This window comes from Streptomyces sp. NPDC007162 (genome assembly GCF_040634175.1).
In the GTDB taxonomy this organism is placed as follows: Bacteria; Actinomycetota; Actinomycetes; order Streptomycetales; family Streptomycetaceae; genus Streptomyces.
In genome coordinates this window covers 1-24,693 of the sequence record NZ_JBEYFC010000086.1, presented here as the reverse complement: position 1 = coordinate 24,693, position 24,693 = coordinate 1, and the positions used below count along the sequence as shown (strand labels likewise).

Annotated in this window: 26 protein-coding genes and 2 pseudogenes; 18 read left to right on the top strand and 10 right to left on the bottom strand. The window is 71.2% G+C overall.

The annotated features are described in order from the left end of the window. From ABZ646_RS13370 to sbnA, 4 genes are all read left to right on the top strand, one after another. Nucleotides 1–2,257, top strand: a 2,257-nt coding sequence (locus ABZ646_RS13370) for an AMP-binding protein (RefSeq protein ID WP_360517175.1), incomplete at its 5' end; no start/stop codon positions are given. Nucleotides 2,258–2,315: 58 nt separating this feature from the next. Further along, entirely contained in the window at nt 2,316–3,320 is a 1,005-nt protein-coding gene (locus tag ABZ646_RS13365) for a TauD/TfdA family dioxygenase (RefSeq protein ID WP_360517172.1), read from the top strand. Then, entirely contained in the window at nt 3,317–4,387 is a 1,071-nt protein-coding gene (gene sbnB / locus ABZ646_RS13360; protein ID WP_360517169.1) for a 2,3-diaminopropionate biosynthesis protein SbnB, read from the top strand. Before ABZ646_RS13365 ends, sbnB begins: the two co-directional genes overlap by 4 nt. Before the next feature lie 36 nt (nt 4,388–4,423). Then, nucleotides 4,424–5,479 carry a 2,3-diaminopropionate biosynthesis protein SbnA gene (sbnA, locus tag ABZ646_RS13355; RefSeq protein WP_360517166.1) on the top strand — a complete coding sequence of 352 codons (1,056 nt, stop codon included), beginning with the start codon at nt 4,424–4,426 and terminating at the stop codon, nt 5,477–5,479. A gap of 106 nt (nt 5,480–5,585) precedes the next feature. Here sbnA and ABZ646_RS13350 read toward each other — a convergent pair. Continuing rightward, nucleotides 5,586–6,035, bottom strand: a pseudogene (locus ABZ646_RS13350) (hypothetical protein); the annotation flags it as partial. Nucleotides 6,036–6,077: 42 nt separating this feature from the next. Continuing rightward, on the bottom strand, nt 6,078–6,845 hold the full coding sequence (locus tag ABZ646_RS13345) for a hypothetical protein (protein ID WP_360517163.1): 768 nt from the start codon (nt 6,843–6,845) through the stop codon (nt 6,078–6,080). 208 nt (nt 6,846–7,053) lie between these two features. Between ABZ646_RS13345 and ABZ646_RS13340 the strand changes: the two genes are divergently transcribed. Then, nucleotides 7,054–7,719: a hypothetical protein gene (locus ABZ646_RS13340; RefSeq protein ID WP_360517161.1), complete on the top strand. Its 666-nt coding sequence runs from the start codon at nt 7,054–7,056 to the stop codon at nt 7,717–7,719. Here ABZ646_RS13340 and ABZ646_RS13335 read toward each other — a convergent pair. After that, complete coding sequence (locus ABZ646_RS13335) at nt 7,674–8,141, bottom strand: hypothetical protein (protein ID WP_360517159.1); 468 nt, start codon at nt 8,139–8,141, stop codon at nt 7,674–7,676. The two genes, ABZ646_RS13340 and ABZ646_RS13335, sit on opposite strands and share 46 nt — an antisense overlap. On the opposite strand from ABZ646_RS13335, the gene ABZ646_RS13330 reads away from it, so the two are divergent. Both ABZ646_RS13330 and ABZ646_RS13325 read left to right on the top strand, forming a co-directional pair. Beyond that, nucleotides 8,107–9,000 (top strand): arginase family protein, encoded by an 894-nt coding sequence (locus tag ABZ646_RS13330; RefSeq protein ID WP_360517156.1) that lies wholly within the window; start codon nt 8,107–8,109, stop codon nt 8,998–9,000. The genes ABZ646_RS13335 and ABZ646_RS13330 overlap by 35 nt on opposite strands. A 62-nt stretch (nt 9,001–9,062) precedes the next feature. Continuing rightward, nucleotides 9,063–10,577 (top strand): glycoside hydrolase family 43 protein, encoded by a 1,515-nt coding sequence (locus ABZ646_RS13325; protein WP_360517153.1) that lies wholly within the window; start codon nt 9,063–9,065, stop codon nt 10,575–10,577. 66 nt (nt 10,578–10,643) lie between these two features. Here ABZ646_RS13325 and ABZ646_RS13320 read toward each other — a convergent pair whose 3' ends face one another. Further along, nucleotides 10,644–11,321 carry an SDR family NAD(P)-dependent oxidoreductase gene (locus ABZ646_RS13320; RefSeq protein WP_360517150.1) on the bottom strand — a complete coding sequence of 226 codons (678 nt, stop codon included), beginning with the start codon at nt 11,319–11,321 and terminating at the stop codon, nt 10,644–10,646. 335 nt (nt 11,322–11,656) lie between these two features. Here ABZ646_RS13320 and ABZ646_RS13315 point away from each other — a divergent pair, with 335 nt between their 5' ends. The 8 genes and pseudogenes from ABZ646_RS13315 to ABZ646_RS13280 all read left to right on the top strand — a co-directional run bounded on the left by ABZ646_RS13315 (nt 11,657) and on the right by ABZ646_RS13280 (nt 17,450). Then, nucleotides 11,657–12,388 carry a DUF4142 domain-containing protein gene (locus ABZ646_RS13315; RefSeq protein WP_360517147.1) on the top strand — a complete coding sequence of 244 codons (732 nt, stop codon included), beginning with the start codon at nt 11,657–11,659 and terminating at the stop codon, nt 12,386–12,388. A 210-nt stretch (nt 12,389–12,598) separates the two neighbouring features. After that, nucleotides 12,599–13,543 carry an ATP-binding cassette domain-containing protein gene (locus ABZ646_RS13310; protein ID WP_360517144.1) on the top strand — a complete coding sequence of 315 codons (945 nt, stop codon included), beginning with the start codon at nt 12,599–12,601 and terminating at the stop codon, nt 13,541–13,543. Further along, a complete protein-coding gene (locus tag ABZ646_RS13305) occupies nt 13,540–14,382 on the top strand; it encodes an ABC transporter permease (protein ID WP_360517141.1) in 843 nt (280 codons plus the stop codon). Before ABZ646_RS13310 ends, ABZ646_RS13305 begins: the two co-directional genes overlap by 4 nt. Nucleotides 14,383–14,446: 64 nt before the next feature. After that, complete coding sequence (locus ABZ646_RS13300) at nt 14,447–15,712, top strand: sensor histidine kinase (RefSeq protein WP_360517181.1); 1,266 nt, start codon at nt 14,447–14,449, stop codon at nt 15,710–15,712. Beyond that, a pseudogene (locus tag ABZ646_RS13295) lies at nt 15,713–15,846 on the top strand (DNA-binding response regulator); the annotation flags it as partial. 188 nt (nt 15,847–16,034) lie between these two features. Next, a complete protein-coding gene (locus tag ABZ646_RS13290; protein WP_360517138.1) occupies nt 16,035–16,529 on the top strand; it encodes a DoxX family protein in 495 nt (164 codons plus the stop codon). Then, nucleotides 16,436–16,888 (top strand): epoxide hydrolase, encoded by a 453-nt coding sequence (locus ABZ646_RS13285; protein ID WP_360517135.1) that lies wholly within the window; start codon nt 16,436–16,438, stop codon nt 16,886–16,888. Before ABZ646_RS13290 ends, ABZ646_RS13285 begins: the two co-directional genes overlap by 94 nt. Then, nucleotides 16,800–17,450 (top strand): alpha/beta hydrolase, encoded by a 651-nt coding sequence (locus ABZ646_RS13280; RefSeq protein ID WP_360517132.1) that lies wholly within the window; start codon nt 16,800–16,802, stop codon nt 17,448–17,450. Before ABZ646_RS13285 ends, ABZ646_RS13280 begins: the two co-directional genes overlap by 89 nt. Before the next feature lie 90 nt (nt 17,451–17,540). Here ABZ646_RS13280 and ABZ646_RS13275 read toward each other — a convergent pair whose 3' ends face one another. Next, nucleotides 17,541–18,134 carry an NAD(P)-binding domain-containing protein gene (locus ABZ646_RS13275; protein WP_360517129.1) on the bottom strand — a complete coding sequence of 198 codons (594 nt, stop codon included), beginning with the start codon at nt 18,132–18,134 and terminating at the stop codon, nt 17,541–17,543. A 41-nt stretch (nt 18,135–18,175) separates the two neighbouring features. Next, nucleotides 18,176–18,994 carry a 3'(2'),5'-bisphosphate nucleotidase CysQ gene (locus ABZ646_RS13270; protein ID WP_360517126.1) on the bottom strand — a complete coding sequence of 273 codons (819 nt, stop codon included), beginning with the start codon at nt 18,992–18,994 and terminating at the stop codon, nt 18,176–18,178. A gap of 137 nt (nt 18,995–19,131) precedes the next feature. Between ABZ646_RS13270 and ABZ646_RS13265 the strand changes: the two genes are divergently transcribed. Beyond that, nucleotides 19,132–20,037, top strand: a complete 906-nt coding sequence (locus ABZ646_RS13265) for a LysR family transcriptional regulator (RefSeq protein ID WP_360517178.1) — start codon at nt 19,132–19,134, stop codon at nt 20,035–20,037. Between the two features lie 224 nt (nt 20,038–20,261). On the opposite strand, the gene ABZ646_RS13260 is transcribed toward ABZ646_RS13265, so the two are convergent. From ABZ646_RS13260 to ABZ646_RS13245, 4 genes are all read right to left on the bottom strand, one after another. Beyond that, complete coding sequence (locus tag ABZ646_RS13260) at nt 20,262–20,534, bottom strand: hypothetical protein (RefSeq protein ID WP_360517123.1); 273 nt, start codon at nt 20,532–20,534, stop codon at nt 20,262–20,264. A 272-nt stretch (nt 20,535–20,806) separates the two neighbouring features. Beyond that, nucleotides 20,807–21,256: a hypothetical protein gene (locus ABZ646_RS13255; RefSeq protein WP_360517120.1), complete on the bottom strand. Its 450-nt coding sequence runs from the start codon at nt 21,254–21,256 to the stop codon at nt 20,807–20,809. Continuing rightward, a complete protein-coding gene (locus ABZ646_RS13250) occupies nt 21,253–22,254 on the bottom strand; it encodes a metallophosphoesterase (protein ID WP_360517117.1) in 1,002 nt (333 codons plus the stop codon). Before ABZ646_RS13250 ends, ABZ646_RS13255 begins: the two co-directional genes overlap by 4 nt. After that, complete coding sequence (locus ABZ646_RS13245) at nt 22,251–22,547, bottom strand: plastocyanin/azurin family copper-binding protein (protein ID WP_360517114.1); 297 nt, start codon at nt 22,545–22,547, stop codon at nt 22,251–22,253. Before ABZ646_RS13245 ends, ABZ646_RS13250 begins: the two co-directional genes overlap by 4 nt. A gap of 318 nt (nt 22,548–22,865) precedes the next feature. On the opposite strand from ABZ646_RS13245, the gene ABZ646_RS13240 reads away from it, so the two are divergent. After that, nucleotides 22,866–23,804 carry a sigma-70 family RNA polymerase sigma factor gene (locus ABZ646_RS13240; RefSeq protein WP_360517111.1) on the top strand — a complete coding sequence of 313 codons (939 nt, stop codon included), beginning with the start codon at nt 22,866–22,868 and terminating at the stop codon, nt 23,802–23,804. Nucleotides 23,805–23,832: 28 nt separating this feature from the next. Beyond that, complete coding sequence (locus ABZ646_RS13235; RefSeq protein WP_360517108.1) at nt 23,833–24,621, top strand: zf-HC2 domain-containing protein; 789 nt, start codon at nt 23,833–23,835, stop codon at nt 24,619–24,621. Nucleotides 24,622–24,693: the final 72 nt, after the last annotated feature.

Here is a 24,693-nt window from a genome sequence, read left to right as displayed (position 1 = left end):
GTCCCGGGCCGGCTGCCGGCTGGTCCTGACCGGGACCGGCAGCACCGGCACCCTCGACGAGGCCCTGGCCGGCCTGCCGGGGACCGAGAAGCTGCCGGTCGAGGAGGCGTACGCCGAACCGCACGCCGACGACGACCCCGGCGTCCCGGTCGACCCCGGCCAACTCGCCTACATCTACTTCACCTCCGGCTCCACCGGTGAGCCCAAGGGCGCGATGTGCGAGCACGCGGGCATGCTCAACCACCTCCACGCCAAGATCGACGACCTGGCGATCGGGGAGGGCGGCGTCGTCGCCCAGACCGCCCCGCAGTGCTTCGACATCTCCCTGTGGCAGCTCCTCGCCCCGCTCCTGGTGGGCGGCCGGACCCTGCTCGTCGAACAGGACGTGATCACGGACGTGGCGCGGTTCGTCGACACCCTGGAGCGCGGCCGGGTCGGCGTGGCGCAGCTGGTGCCGTCGTACCTGGAGGTCGTGGTCTCCTACCTGGAGCGGCACCCGCGCCCGCTGCCCGACCTGAGATGCGTGTCGGTCACCGGCGAGGCGCTCAGACGCGAGCTGGTCCAGCGCTGGCTCGCGGTCCAGCCGGACATCGGGCTGCTCAACGCCTACGGGTTGACGGAGACGTCCGACGACACCAACCACGAACTGCTCCGCGAGGTGCCCGACCGGGTGCTGCTCGGCCGGCCCGTCGGCAACGTCCGGGTCTACGTCGTGGACGAGCACCTGTCGCTGCTGCCGCTGGGCGCCCCGGGACTGATCGCGTTCTCCGGCGTCTGCGTCGGCCGCGGGTACGTCAACGACCCCGAGCGCACCCGGGAGGCGTACCGGACCGACCCCTACCGGCCCGGTGAACGGCTCTACCTCGGCGGCGACTGGGGGCGCTGGCACCCCGGCGGCAAACTGGAGTTCCTCGGCCGCCGGGACAGCCAGGTCAAGATCCGCGGCTTCCGGATCGAGATCGGCGAGATCGAGAACGCGCTGCTGCGGGTGGCCGGAGTGCGGGACGGCGCGGTGGTCGTCGCCGAGCGCGGCGGTGGCGGCAAGCACCTGATCGCCTTCCACAGCGGCGAACGACGGCCCGCGGAGCAGCTGCGGGAGGCGCTCGCCGCCACCCTGCCCGACTACATGGTCCCCTCGGCCTTCCACTGGCGAAAGAACCTGCCGCTGACCCCCAACGGCAAGATCGACCGCAAGGCACTGACGAAGCTGGCCGGGGAAGCGTCCGGTCCTGCCGAGCCGTCCGCGGGTGAACTGAGCCCGGCCGAACGGCGGCTGGCCGCGGTCTGGGCCGAACTGCTCGGCGTCCCCGAGGAGCGGATCGGCCGCACGGACCACTTCTTCGACTCCGGCGGCACCTCACTGACCGCGGTCAGGCTCAGCCTCGCACTGGACCGCGCGGTCTCCCTCAAGGACATCACCCGGCACCCGGTCCTCGCCGACCTGGCCGCCCTGCTGGCGGGCCCGGCCGCCCGGCCGCAGCAGGAACTGCTGCTGTCCCTCTCGGGCGGCAGCGGCACGCCCGAGAACACCCTGGTGTGCTTCCCGTACGCGGGCGGCAACGCGGTCAACTACCAGCCGATGGCGAGCGCGCTGGCCGACAGCGGCCTGGCGGTGCTCGCCGTGGACCTGCCCGGCCACAACCTGGCCGCACCCCCCGAACCCTTCGCCCCGATCGATGAGGTGGCCGAACGGGGCGCCGCCGAGATCGCGGCACGCGGCCTGACCCAGGTCATGCTGTGGGGACACTCGTCGGGAGCCGCGCCCGCCGTGGAGACGGCCAGGCGGCTCCAGCAGCGGGGCGTGCGGGTGACCCGCATCTTCCTCGGTGCCCACCTGCTCGGCACCGCAGCCGAACGAAGCGCCGCCGTCACCGAACTGACGGGCCGCAGCGACCGCGAGATCGCGGCGCGACTGGCCGCCGACGGCGGCCACGCCGAACTCGCCGAGCTCAACACCCGGCACGCCGAGCACATCGCCGCCGCCTACCGCCACGACTGCCTCTCGGCGCACCGCTACTTCCACGCGGCCCTTCAGGCGCCGCCGCCGGTCAGGCTGCCCGCACCGGTGACGGTGGTCGTCGCCGCCGACGACCCGCACACCGCCGGCCACGACCACCGGCACCGGGACTGGCGGCTCCTCGCCGACCACGTCGAACTCCACGAACTCGACCACGGCGGACACCACTTCACCCGCACCCGGCCCGCCGAGGCGGCACGGGCCGTGCTGGACACCCTCCTCCCCCTCGCCTCCTCCTGACCGACTTCCGACGTCCCGACCCGTCACACCCCAGGCGGTCGACCGAAAGGAACCCGAGATGCCGTTCTCCTCCCTGGCATCACCACTCGACGTGGAGCCACGACCCGACAGGCCGCCACTGCTGCGCGTCGACCCGCCCGACGACGCCCCGAAGTGGGCGGCCGAGCACCGCGACGCGCTGCGCGCCCAGGTCACCGAACACGGGGCGCTGCTCGTGCGCGGCCTCGGGCTGCGCGACGCCGGCCGGACGGGCGCCGTCTTCGCGGGGCTGGCCGGTCAGCTCATGACCGAGCACGAGGCCTTCGCCCCCCGCGAGGCGCACGGCCGGGGGCTCTACTCCTCCACGCCCTGGCCGGCCAACCAGCCGATGTGCATGCACCACGAGCTGAGCTACTCGCTCCAGGTGCCCGGCCTGATGCTGTTCGCCTGCCTCACCGCACCCGAGCAGGGCGGGGCGACGGCGCTGGCCGACGCCGAGGAGGTGCTGCGGGCCCTGCCCAGCGGCCTCACCGAGCGGTTCGAACGGGAGGGCTGGATCCTGACCCGCACCTACAACGACGAGATCGGCGCGAGCCTCACGGAGTCCTTCGGCACCGGCGACCGCACCGAGATCGAGCGCTACTGCCGGGCGAACGCCATCGACTTCACCTGGCAGCCCGACGGCACACTCCGCACCGAGCAGCGCCGCAACGCCGTGGTCCGGCACCCGGTCACCGGCCGGCGCTGCTGGTTCAACCAGATCGCCTTCCTCAACGAGTGGACGCTCACCCCCGAGGTGCGCGAATACCTGGTGGACGTCTACGGAGCCGACGGGCTGCCCTTCAACACCCGCCACGGCGACGGCTCCCCGATCCCCGAGGACGTCGTCCGGACCATCAACGCCACCTACGAGGCGCACACCCGGCGCGACCCCTGGCAGGCCGGCGACCTGCTGCTCGTGGACAACATCCGCACCGCGCACAGCCGAGAGGCGTTCAGCGGAGACCGGCAGGTCCTCGTCGGCATGGGCGAACCCGTCCGGCCGGCCCAGGACTGCCCGGCCCTGGAGGCGAGCGAGCGATGACCGACACACTGCCGACGGCCACCGCGTCCGCCGGACCCGGACGGACACCCCTGCCGACCTTCGCCGTGATCACCGGTGAACAGGTGCAACAGGCGCTGAGCGGGCGCGAGAAACAGCTCGTGGAGCTGGTCGAGGCCGTCTACCGGCTGCACGACGCCGGAGACTCCGTCAACCCGCCGTCGTACTTCCTGCGCTTCCCCGACCGGCCCAGCTCGCGGATCATCGCGCTGCCGGCCTCGCTGGGCGGCCCGGTCCAGGTGGACGGGCTGAAGTGGATCTCCAGCTTCCCGGACAACGTGAGCGCCGGACTGCCACGGGCCTCCGCGGTGCTCATCCTCAACGAGCACGACACCGGCTACCCGTTCGCCTGCCTGGAGAGCTCGATCATCAGCGCCACCAGGACGGCCGCGTCCGCGGCCCTGGCCGCCGACTGGCTCAGCCGCGGCCGCGCCCGCCCCACCCGGGTCGGGTTCTTCGGTACGGGCCTGATCGCCCGTTACATCCACACCTTCCTGGCCGGCACCGGCTGGGACTTCGACGAGGTCGGTGTGCACGACCTGTCCGCCGACAGCGCCGCCGGCTTCAGCGGCTACCTGCGCGGGACCGGCAGCGCCGCGCGGATCACCGTCCACGACCGCGCCGAGGACCTCGTCCGCAGCAGCGACCTCGTGGTCTTCGCCACCATCGCGGGCCGGCCCCATGTCACCGACCCCGCCTGGTTCACGCACAACCCGCTGGTCCTGCACGTCTCCCTGCGCGACCTCGCCCCCGAGGTCCTGCTGGGCGCGGCCAACTTCGTCGACGACGTCGACCACTGCCTGAAGGCCGACACGTCGCCCCATCTGGCCGAACAACTCACCGGCGACCGGGACTTCCTGAACGGGACCCTCGGCGACGTCATGTCCGGCCGGGCCGCTCCGCCGCCCGACCGCCCGGTGATCTTCTCGCCCTTCGGACTCGGCGTCCTCGACCTCGCCGTCGGCAAGTACGTCTACGACGAGGTGTCCCGGTCGGGAGACCTGCGTCTCATCGATGACTTCTTCCACGAACTGCGCCGGTACGGCTGAGACCGTCGTCCTCGGCCCGGCACCAGGAGGCCCGCCGTGCCTGTCATCTCCGCTCCCCACGCCTTCAACGAGGGCGATCTCTTCGTCGACCTGGAGTCCATCTGCGGACACGCGCTCTATCTGAAGTGCGAGGCCTTCAACTTCGCCGGATCCATCAAACTGAAGGCCGCGAACGAGATGGTGGAGAGCGCCGAACGGGACGGACTCCTGACAGCGGACTCCGTCCTCGTCGAGTCCTCGTCCGGGAACCTGGGCGTCGCGCTCAGCATGATCGCCGCGAGCAAGGGCTACCGGTTCCTGTGCGTGACGGACTCCCGCTGCAACCTGTCGACCAGGCTCCTCATGGAGGCACTCGGCAGCGACGTGCACATCGTGGCCGACCAGGACTCCAACGGCGGCTTCCTGGGCACCCGCATCGAGTACGTCCGCAACCTGTGCGCCTCGGACGACAGATACGTCTGGCTCAGCCAGTACACCAACCCCGGCAACTGGACGGCGCACTACCGCACCACGGCGCCGGAGATCGCCCGCCGGTTCCCGGAACTGGACGTCCTGTTCGTCGGGGCGGGCACCACCGGAACCCTGATGGGCTGCGCCCGCTACTTCCGCGAGTGGCACCGGCCGGTGCGGATCGTCGCCGTGGACGCGGCGGGCTCCGTGGCGTTCGGCGGCGAACCGGGCCGCCGGATGATCCCGGGCCTCGGCATGAGCATGCGCCCGCCGCTGCTCGACGAGTCCTTCGTGGACGAGGTGATCCGCGTCGAGGAGCCGGACACCATCCGGATGTGCCACCGCATGGCCAGGCACGGCTTCCTGTTCGGCGGCTCCACCGGCACGGTGGTCAGCGGCGCGACGGACTGGCTGTCCCGCCACGGCACCTCCGACCTCACCGCGGTCGCCATCGCACCGGACCTCGGCGAGCGCTACCTCGACACCATCTACCAGACCAACTGGCTTCAGGACCTCTACGGCGACCAGGTGCTCGACACCGAGGACACCGAGGGCACCGCACGGCCCGGGGCCGAGCCCACCTCCCTGCGCCGAGAGCCCAAGTCCGCCTCGCGCGCCCCGGCGCGCCGCCGCAGCACCTGATCCCGTCCGGCGGAGCGCACCGCACGCAGCCCCTCGAAACCGCCTCCGCGGCGGCCCCGAGGGGCTACGGCGCACCCGGCCGGGGCCCCTCGGGGCCGCCCCCGCGTCACCGCTGCGCCAGTTCCGCCGGCCACGGGTGCCCGGGATGTACGTGCGCCAGCCACCCACCGACCAGATCGCGCCGTGCCCGGCCCAGCAGCGGCAGCACCCCCGCGAAGTCGGCGTCGTCCTCGGCCCGCGACTCCTTCGCCTTGAACAGCAGCACCAACTCCGGTACCAGGTAGGGGACGCCGTCCGCGGTCCGGGCGACGACCGCCTCGTACGGCAGCCGCAGGCTCTCGTCCCGCCGGCAGATCCACGTCCCGCCCTCGTGCGGCTCACGGAACACGTCGAAGAGGTACCGGCCGCTCGCCGGATCCCGCACCCAGGTCTGGTGCGTGGCCGCGAGCACCTCCGCCCCCGCCTCCGGCCAGATCCGCCCCGAACCCACCGCGTCGAACGCGTACCCGGGAAACCGTTCCCGGACCTCGGGAAAGCCCGCCGCGGGCACCGCGACCACCGCCGGCCGGCGCAGGATCAGTCACCGGACCAACCTACGTCAGCCGGAGACCGGGGTGCCGTCGGCCGCGTCGGGGGAGCGCAGCAGGCGCAGGAACGCCTTCACGCCCGCGATGATCTCCTGGTTGTCGGTGAGACGGTTCACGGTGGACTCGAACTCCCGGCCCAGCGCGGCGATCCTGCGGTCCGTCTCCTCGGCCCGTTCGTACGTGCTCATCGCCAACGCGTCCACGGTGCGGCGCAGTTCGGCCAGGGCCCGGTACTGTTCCTCCGCCTTCTCCTCCAGGACCCGCGTCCCGGCCTCGGCCCGGTCCAGCCGCAGGTGCAGTTCGACGACGTCGTCCCGCGGAAACGTGACCTCCCTCAGGAGGGTGCCGAGGCGCCGCCGCAACTGCGCGAAGTACGCGCCGGCCGGCCGGAAGAAGGTGCTCAGCAGGAAGAACCCGGCGAACCAGTAGCCCGTGAACTCGCGTGTCGCCCAGGCGACCGCGACGACGGCCCCGGCCGTCAGGAGGTGCCCCGCGACCGCCGCCCGCAGCATCGTACGGGCGATGCGCGCCGCCTCGACGTCCCTGGCCGGGGGGATCTCCATGCCCTTGGCACGGCTGACCGCCGTCTCGGCGAGCACCGCGTGCGCGCGGAAGTACAGGTTCCAGGGAACCGTGAGCAGGAGCAGCAGCCACAACAGGCTCAGCGCGCCCGCCCCGACGGTGAACACCACCGCGGGCGGTGCCCCCGCGACGTACGCGAAGACCAGCGCGGCCCCCGCCGCCACGACGGCCACCACCGCCCCCAGAAATCTGCCCATGGCCCCGTCTCCCGTCCGCCCGCCGACACGGCCCATCGTCCCCGCCCCGGGTGCGGGGCGGCATGAGTAGGCGTACTCAGCCGGGCGGCCGGAGCGAACTCTCCTGTTACCGAACGCGGACAGACCCGGGTGAACGCCACCCGCCCCGGCGCCCTCTCACGGGGTGCAACGCAACAGGTCCTGACCAGTCCATGGGGGAGCTTTCATCATGACCACCAACCGGGCCCGCCGTACCGCCCGTTCGGCCGCCCTGCTCACCGTCGCCGCCGCGGCGGCACTGTCCCTGACCGCCTGCCAGAGCGAGGGCAAGGACGCCGCCGGCCACCCGAAGAACGTCTCCGCGGCCACGTCCGGCGCGGGCCGGGCCACGACCACCGCGGACGAGGCCCAGAGCGGTATGCGGACGCAGACGACCGCCGCGCGGCGCGCCACCACCGCTGCCGCCGCGCCCAGGACGGCGTCCCCGGTCCGCACCCGGACCCTGCCCGACGGCAGCAAGGCCGAGATCCGCAGGCTCGGCGTCCAGCACTACCTGCTCAAGCTCGTGCACCACGGTGACGTCCTGGCCACGATGGAGGCGAACCACCGGGACGCCGGGCTCGACGCCAACGACATGTTCCTCGTGCTCACCGAGGACGGCCGGGTCGAGGCCTGGATGGGCGGCGGACACCAGGGGCCGGGCACCTTCGAGCTGATGGGCGGCTGGACGGCCAAGGTCACGAAGGTCGGCGAGGACCACTACCGCGCGCGGATCCTCGGCGACGCCGGCGGTGTGTCCGGGACGATGGACGCGAACGGCCGGGACGCCGGTGTCGAGATCGACCGCGTCTACGTCGTGCTCAGCGCCGGCGGCGTGGTCAGCGCCCACTCCTGAGGGAGTTGTCGGCGATGTCGATGAGGAAGGAGCCGACGAGCGAGGGGTGACGCTCCACGATCGCCTTCCGTGTCGTAGCCGGTCGGGGCGGCCGGCAGGTCCAGGGCCTGCTCCCAGCCGGTGACGCCGTCGATGACCTCGGTGCCCGGCACGAGGGTGACGGTCGGCGTGCAGTCGGTGACCGGAATGACCTGGCCGGTGGGCAGCCGGCTGTCGCCGCGCGCGACGATCTGCTCGCGCACCGGCGCCAGGGCGTGGACGGGGACCCCGAAGCGGGCGGCGCCGTTGTGGTGGTCCGGGTGGGCGTGGGTGACGATCAGCCGGTCCAGCGGCTTGCCGAGACCACAGGGGGTGGCCCGCCGGGCTTCGCGCGGCCAGAATGGCCGGATGCGCCGTCTGGTCGTCCTTGACGCTCCGTCCAATCTCGGCCTCCGGCCGCCCACCGCGGGCAGCGTGCCCGGGTGCTACAAGCTGGCAGGGGCGCTGCGCGAGCAACGGCTGGTGCGGCGGCTCGGGGCGGACGAGGGCGGGGTGGTGGTGCCGCCCCGTTACGACCGCGGCGACTGGGCGGAGGGCGACGGGGTGTTCAACGCCGCGGCGATCGCCACGTACACCCGCAAACTCGCCGACCGCATCGAGCACCACGTCCGGGCCGAAAACTTCCCGGTCGTCCTGGGCGGGGACTGTTCCATCCAGCTCGGCGCCTCGCTCGCCCTCCGCCGCATCGGGCGGTACGCGATCGCCGTCATCGACGGATCCGCGGACTTCCGGCACCCCGGCAACTCCGACCGCATCGGTGCCGCGGGTGGCGAAGAGCTGGCCATCGCGACCGGCCGGGGCCAGCGGGACCTGACGGACCTCGAAGGGCTGCGGCCGTACGTCAGGGACGAGGACGTGCGGCTCCTCGGCATCCGGGACTACGACGAACAGCGCGCCGAACTCACCGAGTTGAAGATCATGAACGCGACGGTGGGGGAGATCCGGGAGCGGGGCGCCGAGGAGCTGGCGGACACGGTCCTGCGGACGCTCGAAGGGCCCGTGACCGACGGATTCTGGGTCCATCTGGACGCGGACGTGCTGGACCCGTCCGTCATGCCCGCCGTCGACAGCCCGGACCCCGGCGGCCTCCTGCCCCACGAACTCGCCCCGCTGCTGCGGACCGTGGTGCGGTCAGAACGGTGCGTGGGCCTGAACCTCACCATCTACGACCCCGATCTCGACCCCGACGGCTCCTGCGCGGCCCTCCTCGCCGACATCCTCCAGACGGCCTTCACCGGCTGACCGCCGGACCTCAGACGATCGTGGTCGTACCACTGCGCCATACACGAGAGGACGTGATCAGGGTGTCGAGCTTGCCCGAGACGGGCACCACCGCCTTCAGCAATCCCGTGATCCCCGGCTTCCACCCCGACCCGAGCATCTGCCGGGTGGGCGAGGACTACTACCTCGCGTGCTCCAGCTTCGAGTACTTCCCCGGCGTCCCGGTCTTCCACAGCCGCGACCTGGTGCACTGGTCCCAGATCGGCAACGCGCTGGACCGGCCCGGTCAGCTGCGCCTGCCGCTCGACTCGCGCTCCTCGGGCGGCATCTACGCGCCCACGCTGCGCCACCACGACGGCCGGTTCTGGCTGATCGTCACGAATGTCAGCCGCGACGGCAACATGCTGTTCACGGCCACCGACCCGGCAGGCCCCTGGTCCGATCCGGTCCGGCTGCCCGGGGTCCCCGGCATCGACCCGGATCTCGCCTGGGACGAGGACGGCACCTGCTGGTGCACGGTCGCGGGCGTGGGCCAGGTCCGCCTCGATCCCCGCACCGGCGAGACCTTGGGCCCCGTCCGCAAGGTGTGGTCCGGGTCGCCCGGCGCCAAGGCCCCGGAGGCGCCCCACCTGTACCGGATCGGCGACCACTGGTACCTGCTGATCGCAGAGGGCGGCACCGAGCGCGGCCACGGCGTCTCGATCGCCCGGAGCCGCACCCCCGACGGCCCTTTCGAGCCGTGCCCGGCCAACCCGATCATCACCCACCGCGGTATCGACCACCCCATCCAGAACACCGGCCACGCGGACCTCGTGCAGGCACCTGACGGCTCGTGGTGGATGGTGCTGCTCGGGGTGCGGCCGCGTGGTGGCACCCCCGGCTGGCACGTGCTCGGCAGAGAGACCTTCCTGGTGCCGGTCGACTGGGTCGACGGCTGGCCGGTCGTCGGCGAACTCTCCTTGCGGGCCCCCGCGCCACGGTGGCCGCTCCAGCCGGTTCCCGTCACCCCGGTCCGCGACGACTTCGACCTCAGCGAACTCGCTCCGCACTGGGTCTCGTTGCGCCACCGTCCGCCGGAGGACTGCACCACGAAGGAACGGCCCGGCTGGCTCACCCTGCGCGCCCGCGGCGCGTCACTCGACGACACCGACGTGACCTTCCTCGGCCGGCGGCAGCAGCACCTGTCCTGCCGGGCACGGATCCTGGTCGACGTCGGCGAGGGGCGAGGCGGCCTGGCCGTCCGACTCGACGAGCGGCACCACTACGACATCGAGGCCGCGCCCGGAGAGGTGCGGGTCCTCGCCCGGATCGGCTCGGTGAGCACGGTGGTGGCGTCCCGGCCGGTACCGCCCGGCCCCCTCGTCCTCCGCGTCGAGACGGCCGCCGTCGAAACCCTGACCGACGCACGCACCGGCCCCGACACCCTCACCCTCGGCGTCGAGGAACCGGACGGCACCTTCGCCGAGCTCGCCGCGCTCGACGGCCGGTACCTGTCCACCGAGGTCGCCGGCGGCTTCACCGGACGGGTTCTCGGCATGTTCGCCTCGTCGGGCGCGGTGCACTTCGACTGGTTCGACTACGAGCCGCTCGACCGCTGAACGCCGGTGACAGGAAGACGCCCAGCAGCGGGGCCCCATGGCGGTCCTTTCTCGCCCGGTGGGTTCTCAGCGGCTGAAGACGAGTTCGGCCTGGTCGCGCCTGGTGGTGTGCAGGTCCCAGTACACGGGGGAGATCTCCTCGGCCTGGGCCGTGGGGAACCCGGGGACGGCAGGGGTGCCGATCGAGACGTCGATGCCGACGTGGGCGGCCTGGATGCCGGTGCCGTCCAGTTCCTTGTGCAGGTTGAGCACCCAGTTGCGCAGTGCCGCCGCGGCTGCGTTGACGTTGCCGACCTGGGGCACCGGGTCGATGGAGCCGGCGCCGGTGGTGTAGAGCAGGGTGCCCGCTCCGGCCTCGCGCATCGCGGGCAGTACCGCCCGGGTCGCGGCGATCGCCCCGTACAGCTGGAACTCCATCTCGTGCTGCACGTGGGCCGGTTCGGTCCCGGTCGGAGTGGTCAGGACGGTGGAGCCGAGCGTCCCCGCCGGGGAGTACTCCAGGACGTCGACGCCGCCGAACGTCGCCGCGGCGTCCTTGAGCGCCTGGCTGAGCGCGTCACGGTCGGTGACGTCCGCGGGGAACGCGGCGGCGGTGACGCCGTCGGCGGCGAGCGTGTCCACGAGGGGGTCGAGCTTCGCCCGGCTGCGGGAGACGAGGGCGACGTCGAAGCCGTGGGAGCCGAAGGTGCGGGCTATGGCCAGGCCGAGCTGAGGGCCGGCGCCGACGATGGCGATGCTGGTCACGGTGATCCTTTCGAAAGGGCGGTCGGAGACCGAGGAAGCAGAGTCATCCGGAAAGGCCTATCCGATTCGGAAACCGGGCGGGTCACTCCGTTTCCTCGGGCCAACCGTACCAGTAAAACTGGATAGGGCAATCCACTTGCTGTGCGGCGCCATGGCGCCTCCGGCGCCGTCACGGTCCCCCTGGGACGCGGCGAATATTCGCCGACCTGCCGAGTCTTGTGGGTCCTGCGTCCGTACTGCTGCGTAACCACCGTCCCTGGACGGCTCTATGACCTGCAGGAGGTCCAGTGCGCTTCTCGTGGAACGTGACGGGAGCATTCGTCATCGGCGGTGCGATGAGTCTCGCTTTCGCGACGCTCGTCTACCCGAGCATCAGGGGAGCCGGCACGGTGTCCGTCTCCTCCGACCCCGTCATCGCCCAGACGCAATGGGGTCCGCTGACCGAGTCGGACCGGGACTTCGTCGTGAAGGTGCGCGCGGCCGGGCTGTGGGAGTACCCGGTCGGCCAGATCGGCTTGCAGAAGGGCACCACGGAGGCCGTGGTCACCGCGAGCCGCCACCTCGTCGACGGACATGCCGCACTGGACGTCACCTGCCGCAGGATCGCGCCCCTGCTGAACATCACGCTGCCCAATGTGGCGAGCCCCCAGCAGCAGGGCTTCGTGTTCTCCCTGACGGCCGACAACGGCTCGCAGTTCGACGCGGACTTCGCCAACATCCTGCGGATGACGCACGGGTCGATCTTCAACACGGTGGCGAAGATCCGCTCCACCACGAAGAACACGCTCGTCCGCGCCCTGGCCGATCAGGCCAATGACACCGTGCTCGATCACATCACGGTCATGGAGAAGACGGGCCTGGTCAACTTCGATCAGACTCTCCTGAAACAGACCAGCCCGCCGTCGCTGCCTGCGTCCGACCTGACCCCGCCACCGCCGTCCTCGATGGAGGTGGTGGTGCTCACCCCACCGCCGAACGCCACTTCCACTCCGGTGGACATCGACGCGATCGTCGGAGGCGGCGCCGGGGGAGGCACAGGGCCCGGTTCCGCCCCGCCGGCGGGCTGAGAACTCGTCGGCCGTCGACACACGAGCGGGCGGACAGCTCCTGGTCCGGGGCCGATCATCGCGAGCGCGGTCGCGCGTAGTACCGCGGTACGACCGGGTGGGCGCGGATCAGTCCCCGGTATCACCGGATCAGGCGTTTGCACTCCTAGCGTTGTCGGTGAGGCGTCGAGAGCGGCAGACGGACGCCGGTTCCGACAGGAAGAGACGCGCATGATCGACGCACAGCAGCTGACCAAGCGGTACGGGGAGAAGACGGCCGTCGACGGCCTGGACTTCGCCGTCCGGCCGGGCACGGTGACCGGCTTCCTGGGGCCCAACGGCGCGGGGAAGTCCACGACCATGCGCATGATCGTCGGCCTCGACGCCCCGACCAGCGGCTCGGTCGCGGTGAACGGGCAGCTCTACGCCCGCCACCAGGCCCCGTTGCAGGAGGTGGGGGCGCTTCTGGAGGCGAAGTCGATCCATCCGGGCCGCTCGGCCTACAACCACCTCCTGGCGCTCGCGCTCACGCACGGGATTCCCCGGCGCCGGGTCGACGAGGTCATCGAGATGGCGGGTCTGGGCAGCGTCGCGAAGAAGCGGGCCGGTGCCTTCTCCCTCGGGATGGGCCAGCGGCTGGGCATCGCGGCCGCGCTGCTGGGCGATCCGCAGACGGTGATGCTGGACGAGCCGGTCAACGGGCTCGACCCGGAGGGCGTGCTCTGGATCCGCAACCTGCTGAAATCGCTCGCCGACGAGGGGCGGACCGTGTTCGTGTCGTCCCACCTCATGAGCGAGATGGCGCTGGTCGCGGACCATCTCATCATCGTGGGGCGAGGGCGGCTGCTGGCCGACACCACTGTGGGAGACCTCGTCCGGGAGGCGGGCGGTGACACGGTGCTGGTGGCCACCCAGGACCCGGCCCGGCTGCGGGAGGTGCTGGCAGGACCCGGTGTCGAGATCACCGGCCGGGCCGGTTCCGAAGAACTTCAGGTGACCGGGCTGACCGCCCGTGACATCGGCCTGAAGGCGGCTGAACACGGGATCGCGCTGTTCGAGCTGACGGCACGGACGGTGTCGCTGGAGGAGGCGTTCATGAACCTGACCAGGGATGCCGTGGAGTACCACGGCTCCACGACCGTCGAAACGCTGGAGACCGTCGGGAGGTCCGCATGAGCACCACCCTCACCACGACTGCCGAGGCGCCCCCGGCGCCCCAGGTCCGCCCCGCCTACCGCGTGACCGGACGGCGGGTGCTGGCCTCGGAGTGGGCCAAGCTGTGGTCGCTGCGCTCGACCTGGATCACCCTGGGCCTCGGCCTGGTCTTCCTCGTCGCCTTCGGCCTGATCGCCGCCAGCCACTACAAGTCCAACATCGGCTCCCCGCACCAGGACCGGGACTTCGCCACCGCGACGGCCGTGAGCCTGTCCCTGTTCGGCACCAACTTCGCGCAGCTCGCCCTCGGCGTGCTCGGCGTGCTGGTCACGGCCGGGGAGTACTCCACCGGCATGATCCGCTCGACGCTCGCGGCCGTGCCGCGCCGGCTGCCCGTCCTGTGGTCCAAGGCGGCCGTGTTCGGGCTGGTCGCCCTGGTGGTCGCCACCCTGGGGGCGTTCGTCGCCTTCGGGTTCGGCAGCGGCATCGTCTCCGGCACCCCCGCCGCCATGGGATTCGGCCATGCGGGAGTGGTACGCAGCCTGCTGGGCGCCGGACTCTACCTCGGCCTCGTCGGCGTCATCGGCACCGCGCTGGGTGCCCTGCTGCGGTCGGTGGCCGGCGGCATATCGGTACTGGTCGCCTCCCTGATGCTGGTTCCGGGACTGATCTCGCTGCTGCCCAGCTCCTGGCAGGACAACATCAGCCCCTACCTCCCGAGCAACGCGGGCGAGTCGATGTTCGCCCTGACCCATGACAGCACCACCCTGTCACCGGGGGCCGGGCTGCTGGTGTTCCTCGGCTGGACGGTGCTGGTGCTGGCGGGGGCGGCGTACCGGCTGGTGCGCAGCGACGTCTGACCACCCGCACCACGGGCAGGTGACGACCTTGACCACCACCACGGCCACCGACGACGTCAACGGCATGGGACCGCCGGCCGCCTGGTTCGCCCGGGCCGGCCAGCGGCTCCGGCAGGCGGACCGGGCCCGCCCGTGGGCGCTGGACACCACGTTGGTGGTGCTGGTCTTCGTCGTGTTCTGCCTGCCCGACCTGCTGCACCATGGCGGCTCGGGGGACGGGGACGCGGACGGCCGCCGCAGGTTCCCGTTCGCCTTCACCCACCTCCCCCCGGCGGCCGTACTGGCCCTGCAGGCCGGGTTGGTGCTGCCGTTGCTGTGGCGGCGCCGCCGCCCCATGGCTGCCTTCGTCGCCGTCTTCGCCGTCTTCGTCCTGCAGTGGTCGCTGGGTGCCGCGCTCCGCGCGGACGTCGCCCTGTTCGTGGCCCTGTACAGCCTGACCCTGCACGGGCGGCTGCGCCGGCTGCCGTGGGCCTGCGCGGTCATGGTGTCCGGAATGGTGCTGGTCGCGGTGCGCGTGTCACCGGCCATGTCCGTCTGGGACGCGCTGTTCTTCCTGCTGAGCACGTCGATCGCGGCCCTGGCCGTCGGCCTGACCGTACGGTCCCGGCGGGCGCAGCTCGCGGGGCTGCGGGAGCGGGCGGCGCGGCTGGAGACGGAACGGGACCAGCGCATCAGACTCGCGGCCGCCACGGAACGCGCCCGGGTGGCCCGCGAGATGCACGACATCGTCGGCCACAACCTGTCCGTCGTCATCACCCTCGCCGACGCCGGCGCGTACGCCACGGACACCGCTCCCGAACGCGGCAAGGAGGCCCTGCGCCTCATCGGCGACACCGGCCGCACGGCACTCGGCGAGTTGCGCCGGGTGCTCGGCGTCCTGCGTGAGGCGTCGGACGGTATCCGCCAGGCGCCCGAACTGAGCCCCCAGCCCGGCCTCGTCGACATCGACACGCTGTGCGACGGCGTCCGTGCGGCCGGTCTGGAGATCGTCTACCGGACCGTCGGCGAGGTGGACGCCCTGGACCGGGGAATGCAGCTGACCGTCTACCGCATCGTCCAGGAAGCCCTGACCAACACGCTGAAACACGCCGGCGCCGGCACCCGGGTGACCCTGTCGGTCGTCGTAGGGGACGAACGGCTCGTCATCCGGATCCGCGACAACGGCCCGGCCGGAGACCCCGGACCATGGAACGAGGAAGGACACGGACTGGTGGGCATGCGCGAACGAGCGGCGCTGTACGGAGGGACCGTGAGCGCCGGCCCCGCGGCCGACGGCGGCTGGGCCGTGGAGGCCGCCCTCGACCTGGTACCGCAGGGAGGTGCCCGGTGACTCCTCGCCGGGATCCGGGCCGTGGCCGGGGCGATGAGGTGATCGCGCCGGCCCTGACCCGCCGCATCCTGGACGAGTACGCGCGGCACGTGGCCGCCGCAAGGGGTGGCTGGGGCGAGGACCCGCGGCTGTCGGGGTGAGTGCTTCGGGGTGAGTGCTTCGGGGTGAGCAGGGCGGGGTTGAAGTCGTCCTTGACGCCGTCGAGCAGGTCGGTGAGACGACCTGGCCGCCCTGGTTCCGGTCGAGAGTGGGGCCGCCCTCGAAGGTGTCGGGACCGGAGTGGGTGGACAGGGCAGCGCCCTGTGGTGGTCTGTTCTCCGGTGTGACGAAGGTGCTGCGGTCACAGGAGCAGTTGGTCGCTTCCGGCCTGACCATGTACAAAGGTCGGCCGCCGCCCGCGATCAAGGCGCTCGGCGTCATCGAGGTGCCGGCCGCGATCGGGCTGATCCTCCCGGCCGTGACGGGCATCGCCCCGATCCTGGTGCCCCTCGCCGCGACCGGGCTGGTGGTCATGATGGTCGGCGCGATGCCGGTGCACGCCCGGCGTCGGGAGTTGCCGTATCCGGCGCTGAACTCGGTGCTGCTGATCCTGTCCGCGGTGCTGGCGAGTTGTGCTGTGCTTCGAAGCCCAGGAGAAGAAGCCAATGACCGCACCGACGCCACCGACCTCGGCGCCCCTCCGCCCGTTCACCGTCGGTGGGCGACTGGTCGCAAGGGGTTCGGGTGGAGAACGCCCGAACTCTGGTCGACTACTGGGAGCGCGGCTACGACTGGCGGCGCTTCGAGTCCGAGCTCAATCGCTTCCCCCAGTTCCTGACCGAGATCGACGGGCTGGACATCCACTTCATCCATGTCAGGTCCAAGAACCCCCACGCGATGCCGCTGCTGCTCACGCATGGGTGGCCGGGCTCGATCGTGGAGTTCCTGAGGTTGATCGACCCGCTGACCGATCCGGTTGCGTTCGGAGGAGACGCCGCCGACTCGTTCGACGTCGTCATCCCGTCGCTCCCCGGATTCGGGTTCTCCCAGAAGCCCACGGAGACCGGGTGGACCGTATCGCGCATCCGCCGGCGCATGGGTGGAGCTGATGAGGCGTCTCGGCTACCCGAGATGGGCCGCGCAGGGCGGCGACTGGGGTGCCGTCGTCACCACCGCCCTCGGGGCCATGCGACCTGAAGGGCTTCTCGGAATTCATCTGAACACCCAGTACGCCTTTCCCGCACGCATACCCGACACCCTGTCGCCCGAACAGCGCCACGCCGTGGAGACCCTCGCCCTCTACACCGGCGAGCTCGGTGGGTCGAACCACCTTCAGGGCACGAAGCCGGAGACCGTCGGATTCGCCCTGGCGGACTCTCCCGCCGGCCAGGCGGCCTGGATCTACGAGAAGTTCCAGTCCAAGACCGACAACCACGGCCTCGCCGAGGACGCTCTCGGCGTCGACGACATGCTCGACGCGATATCCCTCTACTGGTTCACCAACAGCGCAGCGTCGTCCGCCCGCATCTACTGGGAGAACAGATCGCTCACCTTCGCCGGCCCGAAGGTGACGCTTCCGGTCGCGGTGACCGTCTTCCCGAGGGACATCCCACGCGTACCGCGCAGCTGGATCGAAGACACCTACAGCAATCTGATCCACTACGGCGAGGCCGACAAGGGTGGGCACTTCGCGGCCCTGGAACAGCCCGAAATCCTGGTCGGCGAAATCCGCACCGGCCTGCGCGCTCTTCGCTCCTGACCCCGTGACCTCCGCAGCACCGTGATGGTTCCCGCTGCCGCCTGTGCCACGCGCCGTCTCCGGGTACCTCCAGCCGGCGCAACTCGGCAGTCAGCGGGCGATGGAGATCGCGAAGGGGGTGAATCCGGCGGACCGGATGACGTGCGGCACGAACAGGACCGCGGCTTCTGTGGCGCGGGCGGTCCGGATCCCGCCGAGGTCGGTGATCCATTCCCCTTGCCAGCCGAGGTCGGTGAGCAGGCCGCGGACGGTCTGCTTGGCCTGCGGGTCCTCGCCGGAGAGGAACGCGGTCGGAGTCCGGGGGAGCGTGGCCGGCGAGGTCATCACCGGGAAGAGCATGGTGTTGAGCGTCTTGACGACGCGTGTTTCGGGGAGCGCTTCCTGGAGTTGTTCGGCGAGGCTCGAGCCGGGGTAGATCAGATCGGCGGGCAGCCCGTCCGGTCCGTCGGTGGTCGCGTTGGAGACGTCGACGAGGATCTTGTCCCGGAGTTCTTCGCGTAGCGCGGTCAGCCGGTCCAGCGAGCCGGCACCCGGGGTCGCGTTGATGACGATCCGGGCGGTCCGGGCGGCGTCGGCGACGCCCGGCGTGCGGTCCGCCACCGTCACTTCGTGTCCAGCCCGGGCGAGGGCTGCGGCCAGGTTGCTGCCGACGCGGCCGTTTCCGAGAACTGCGATCGTGGTCATGATGCTCTGGTCCTTCCGTGCCTGCGGGTCGTGGTGCGCGGTCAGCGCGAGAGCGTGGACACGGCCCCGGCGTGGACGCCGGGCGCGGCAGCCAGGAAGCTCTGGCTCTGTGGGGTCCAGGGGCGGCCCTCGGCGTCGGAGATCCGTCCGCCGGCCTCGGTGACGAGCAGCGCTCCGGGAAGCAGGTCCGCGCGGGCACCGGCGAACTGCCAGAAGGCGTCGATCCGGCCGGCGGCCACGTTCAGCAGGTGCAGGGTCGCGGGCACGGCGGCGCGGACGACGAGCGCGTCGAAGAGCATCGCGGTGATCGAGGAGCCGACGCGCCGCACGACCTCTTCGTCCTCGTCCGGCCGGGCCTGGCTGGTGGCCACGATGCTCAGACCGAGGTCCGCGGTCCGGGAGACGTGCAGCGGCCGGCCGTCGAGGTGGGCGCCCGCCCCGGCCTGCGCGGTGTAGGTCTCGCCGGTCAGCGGCAGGTGGACCGCGGTGAGCACCGGCTGGTTCGCACGCACGAGGGTGGCGGTCACCGCCCACTCCGGCAGGGCGTGCAGGTGGTTGACGTTGCCTTCGGCCGGATCCACGACCCACCATTCGCCGGGCGGTAGCGCCCCGCCGTCCAGTTCGTCCTCCACCCAGCCGGCGTCCGGGCGCAGGAGCGTGAGGCGGGGGCGCAGGATGTCGAGGGCCGTGTCGTCGTTGGCGGCGAGCGCGCGCATGAGCGCTTCGCGGGTGCGGTACCGGACCACCTCACCGAAGCGGTCACGCAGTGCCGAACCCGCCTCGCGCACGGCGATCGCGGTCTGGGCGAGCAGGTCGGCGTCGGAGGCGGTGACGTCGATGGTCTGAAGCGTTTCGGACATGGTGGTGTTCCCGTCTGAGGAGGGTTCTGAGGCCCGTCGAGGGCCGAACCGCGCTTTGCTTCCTGCGCGTTCGCCTCACGGTATGCAGCCGTGAGATTAACTTCAAATGCATGTCAGGCACGGTTAGGATTACTCAAATGCAATTGGATTTGAATCTGCTCGCCGCGCTCGACGCGCTGCTGGAGGAGGGCAGTGTGGCCGGAGCGGCGGCCCGCCTGCATGTCACCGCCCCCGCGATGAGCCGGAGTCTGGGCCGCATTCGTCGCACGACAGGGGATCAGATCCTGGTGCGCACCGGCCGCACGATGACCCCGACGCCGTACGCGATCGCCGTCCGGGAACAGGTGCATCAACTGCTGCACCAGGTCCAGGGGGTGCTGGCACCTAGCCGTGAACTCGATCTGGCGACGTTGGAGCGCACTTTCACCCTTCGCTGGCATGAATCCCTGGTCGCCCTGAGCGGCCCCGCACTGCTCGCGGCCGTGCGCGGTCAGGCGCCGGGCGTGCGATTGCGCTTCGTCGCGGAATCGAGCATCGACACACCCGAGTTGCGGCGCGGCGAGGTGGACCTGGAGGCGAACGCCAACCGCCCGAGCGCACCGGACATCCGTGCCGAGAACGTGGGCGAGACCCGCCTCGTCATCGTCGTGAGGCAGGGGCACCCCCTCACCCGCGTCAGGTCCGTCACCGCAGAGCAGTACGCCGCCGCTGAGCACGTCACCATCTCGCGCCGTGGAAACCTCAGCAATGCCATCGACGACGCCCTCGCGCGGCTCGGCCTCACCCGCCGCGTGGTGGCGACCGCGCCCACGGAAGCGGCCGCGCTGGAGTTCGCGCGTGGCTCCGACATCCTGATCAGCGCCCCCGAGGCCACCACGAGGTCAGCGGTCGCCGACCTCGGCCTGGTCGTGCTCCCCCTCCCGCTCGAACTGCCGTCGGCACCGGTATACCTGTCGTGGCATCAGCGCTACGACACCGACCACGCCCACGCCTGGCTGCGCGGGCTGGCGCGCACCGCGCTGGCCACGCGCGGAACGTCGTGATCGGCGCCGTCCCGAGCCCGGCACCGGGTGGGATGTACGGCGTCCCCCATGGGTCGGGGAACGGCGTGCCCCATGGGTCGGGGAACAGGCGACGCTCGACCTCCTCGCCGCGTCGGGCTCGGGGACATCCCCGCGTCCGCGGGGAAAACCGGGGCTGCGGTGTGGCGCGCGAAGCGAGAGCGGAGCCCTTCCCGAGCGGCGGACGCCGGTCGGTGCGGCGACGGTCAGTTCGGTCGGGGGCGGAGCAGGGTGGCCCGTAGCTCGTTCTCGGTGATCTGCTCGGCGGGGCGGTGGAGCGTCCAGCGGTGGGCCTCGCCGTCCATGGGCAGCACCGCGACGACGGTCTCCGGCGACGGGTGGCCGACTTCGCCACTGATGATTTGGCGGATGATGACGGCGGAGTCGTCGTCCAGGCCGAGCAGGGCGTGCACGGCGTTCTTCAGTTCGCGCAGGTGCGGGCTCGGCCAGGCGATTCCTGGGCGCGGTTCCAGGTACATGGGGGTACTCCTTGGTTCCGGAATGACCGGGATGAGGGGCGGGCGGCGCAGAAAGTGCCGGTGAGGTCGACGGTGTGTTCGGCGGCGAAGCCGATGCCGCAAGCGTGGCGACCGGCCCGCCTCCCGACGCTGCCGGTCGGCGGGACGCAGCCGGGTGCGCCCCGCCGGACTGTCTGTTTCGCGCACGCAGCCACACCGTGTGGCCTGGCCGGGGCCGCCCGCCGCACCCCGAGCCAGGACGCACGTGTTCCGGGCGGCTTCGTGGCGGTGGTTCAGTCGGGTGGTGTGCGGGTGGTGGCCCAGTCGGGTGTTCTGACGGGCGCTCGGGCAACGCGGGGCTGTCGGGTCATGACCACCTGCCAGATGGCGAGGAGCAGCAGCGTGCCGGTTTCGGCGAGGAGGCTGAGGACGGCTTGTGGCTCGGGCTGCAGACCGTGCTCGGTGAATCCGAACACTCCTACGGTGCGCGAAGCGGCGAAGCCGCCGAGAGCCCCGAGTGCGACGCCTGCCGCGGCGGTCCTCAGCAGCAGGGGCGGGGTTCCGATCAGCAGCAGGGCGGCGAGGGCGAAGGAAGCGCCGGCCTGGAGCAGGAACAGGGGGCCGATGACGGGGATGAAGCGGTACCCGTCGAGGTAGAGCTGGGCATGGATGTATCCGCTGACAGCCAGGGTCGCGGTGGTCATCGACCGCAGGGCGGGGGCGAGCAATCTTCGGGTGTTCATGCCAGCCTCTGCTCCTTGATGGCCAGTTCGCGGTCGCCCTGGCGGTAGCCGACGCTGCGGATGCCGAGTGCTTCTCTGAGCTGCCGGGCGGGGACGACCTGCGGGGTGGGGGCGGGAGCGCGGCCCGGCTGGGGCAGGGGGTAGGCGGTGGTGGTGGCGGAGTGGAAGGTGATGTTGCCGTCTGTCTTGGTGAACAACTGGTGGACGTGCCCGTTGAGACAGGTGACGGAGGAGAAGCGGCGCAGCAGCGCGATGACCTTGAGGGCGTCGTCGGTGCTCCAGCCCCACTTCGGGTACATGGCGAACAGCGGGATGTGGCTGAAGACCACGATGGGGGTGTCCGACGACAGTCCGGCGATGTCCTTGCGGACGAAGTCGATCTGGTCGGTGCCAAGGTGGCCGAGCTTCTCCAGGCTCAGGGTGTTGACCAGGGCGATGAAGTGCACGCCGTGGGTGTCGAAGCTGTACCAGCCATCGCCGAGCGTGCCCATGCCGAAGGTGCGCCGGTAGGCGCGGCCCACATCGCCGACGGAATCGTGCTCGCCCGGCACGGTGAAGACGCGGTCGGTCTTCAGTCCGGTCATCATCTGTTTGACCTGGTCGAACTGTCCGGCCGTGGACAGGTGGGTCAGATCGCCGCTGTGCATGACGAAGTCAGGTCGGAAGCCGAGCGAGTTGACCTGCTTGATCGCTTCGGCGAAGGAGCCGGCCACATTCGTGTTCGCCGGGCCCTGGAACCCGATGTGGCTGTCGGAGACCTGCACGAACCGCAGCGTGCCGCTTTCCGTCGCGGCGGTGTCTGCCGCGGCCCCGACGTTGCTGCCTCGGGGGCCGGCGATGTGGCTGATCACCTCTCCGCCGGCCACGGTCAGCACCACCGCGCCGCCGAACCACCCTGCGTGCCGCATGAGTTGACGTCGAGTCATGCCGTGCTCGGTATCGGCCCGACCGGCGTCGTCGGCCAGCGCTCCGTCGTGACGGTCGTCGTAGTCGGTCATCGGGTCACCTCCACGGTGGCGGTCATGAACGGATGGATGGTGCAGAGGTAGGCATAGGTGCCGGGCTTGGTGAACGTGAAGCTGTAGGTGGCGTGGGTGGCCAGGGCGGCCGAATGCAACGGGCCGCCCGATCCGGCGCTGGTGACGGTGTGGGCGTCGGCGTCTTGATTGGTCCACGTCACCTTCGTGCCCGCCTTGACCTTCAGCTCGGCCGGGGAGAATGCGAAGTTGTTGATCGCCACCGCGTTCCCGGTCACCGGCGTAGTCGGCGAGCCGGTGCTCGAGGGACTCATGGGCATGCTCATGCTGGGCATCGGCGAGGAGCCGGAAGAGCCTTTCCCCGACCCCGTGGCGCCGGGCATCCCCGCCGTCTGATGCTGACCCGCACCGGGTGTGAGGGCGCCGGCGCCACTGGCCGAGGAATGCGACGACTGGCCGCACGAGCTGAGGAGCCCCACCGAGCCGGCAGCGGCGACGACGGCGACAGCCAGCCCGGCCGCGGCGCGTGATCGCCGGCCTGGTATGTGAAAGTTCAGGTCCATGGTGTTGGTTCCTCACTGATCAGGCGGAGGCGGGGACCGCGCCGACTCGGCGCACGTCACCGCAGGACTATGTGGTGGATGCCGTGTTCATGGGCGTGTGCCCCTCGCACGCATGCCGGGCCGAGCGTGGCCGGCACCAGGACCGCGTCCCTCGCGTGGTGCATCTCGGTCACTTCTGATCCGTCTCTTGTCGCATGGGGAATCCATGAGGAATTGCGCGTGAGCCGGCTCTTGTCCGGCTCCACGGACGGCGGGGCTCCCACGGTTCGATGGATATGCACTTTTTATGAGATTTCTTGGCGTGGTCGTAGATCAGCCGGCCTCCCCGAAGCCCCGCACGGAGGGTCATCTTTCCCCTGCTGTGCGTTACAGGACAAAGCGGTATATGTGAGCGATGATCGGCTTATGCACTGGAGTTCCCGAAAGCGTGGTCCAAAGACCGATCCGGATCGCTCCGCGCGCCGTGTCTCTGGTAAAGGGACGCTTTCGACCGCAGATGAGGAACTGCTGCGCACTCTGTACGCGGAGCACGGAGGAGCCCTGTTCCGCTATGTACTGCGACTGACGTCAGGAGATTGGCAATGGGCGGAGGATGTGGTGCAGGAGACGTTGCTGCGAGCGTGGCAGCATCCCGACGCGTTCGACCCCGCCCGCGGCCCGGCCAGGGCGTGGCTGTGTACGGTCGCCCGGCATGTGGTCATCGACGCCCACCGGGCCCGGCAGGCCAGGCCGGCCGAGACCGGCGGCGAGGCCCTTCAGCGGGCCGCCGAGCAGACGCCGGGCGAGGACCGGATCGAGCAGGCACTGCAGAGCTGGGCGGTTGCCGACGCCGTCCGCTCGCTGTCCCCGGACCACCGCGCCGTCCTGCTGGAGACCTACTACCGGGGCCGCACCATGGCGGAGGCCGCACAGGCGCTGGGCATCCCGCTGGGCACCGTGAAGTCGCGGACGTACTACGCCCTGCACGCCCTGCGGCTGGCGCTGCAGGAACGGGGCATCGAGCCATGACAGCGGCGGGCAGGAGGTGGTGGCGACCGTGAGTGCGGAGCACGACGCCTTCCGGCTGGCGCTGGGGGGATACGTCCTGGGCACGCTGCCCTCGGCAGAAACGGAAGAGGTGCGTATCCACCTCGCGGAATGCGCCGAGTGCCGGGCCGAACACACCCGGCTGGCGGGATTGCCCGCGCTGCTGGCGACGGTGACCGAAGCCGAAGCCTCGGGCCGGACGGTGCCGCCGGCCGACACGGACCTGGCCGACCGGCTGGTGGCACGGGCAGCCGAAAGCGCGCAGGGCTTCCTGCCCGAACGGCCCGCCGCGCCCGCGGTGTCGAAGGTGTCGGCGAGGGGTGTGCTGGAGAGGCTGCTCCAGCAGGCCGCGGCCCGGCGCCGTAGGACCTGGCGTCTGCAACTGGCCGGCGCTGCCGCCTCGCTGACGTTCCTCGCGGCAGCGGTCGGCGGCACATGGCTGGCGGCCGTCGGAACCGTGGGAAGCCAGGCGTCGCCGCCCGGGCCGACCGCACCGACTGCCTACCGCACCTTCTCCGGAAGCGATCCCGCCACCGGTGTCTCCGCCTCGGTGAAGGTCTCGCCCTCTGCCTGGGGCAGTGTCCTGCAGGTCTCCGCCAAGGGGGCACCCGCCGGAATCACCTGCCGGCTGCAGGCGGTCGGACCCGGCGGAGCCAGAGCGGACGGCGCCAGCTGGCGGGCGGGCGAGTACCTGCGCGGCACCACGATCCCAGGGGCGGTTGCCATGTCCCCGGGAGACATCAACCACTTCGAGATCCTCACGGGCAACGGCCAGAAGCTGGTCACCATCCAGGCGTGAGGCGAGGCCAGGGCGTCATGTCACCGGTCGGCCTGGCTGCCCGGTGACATGACGACGGCTTTCGGACGTGAG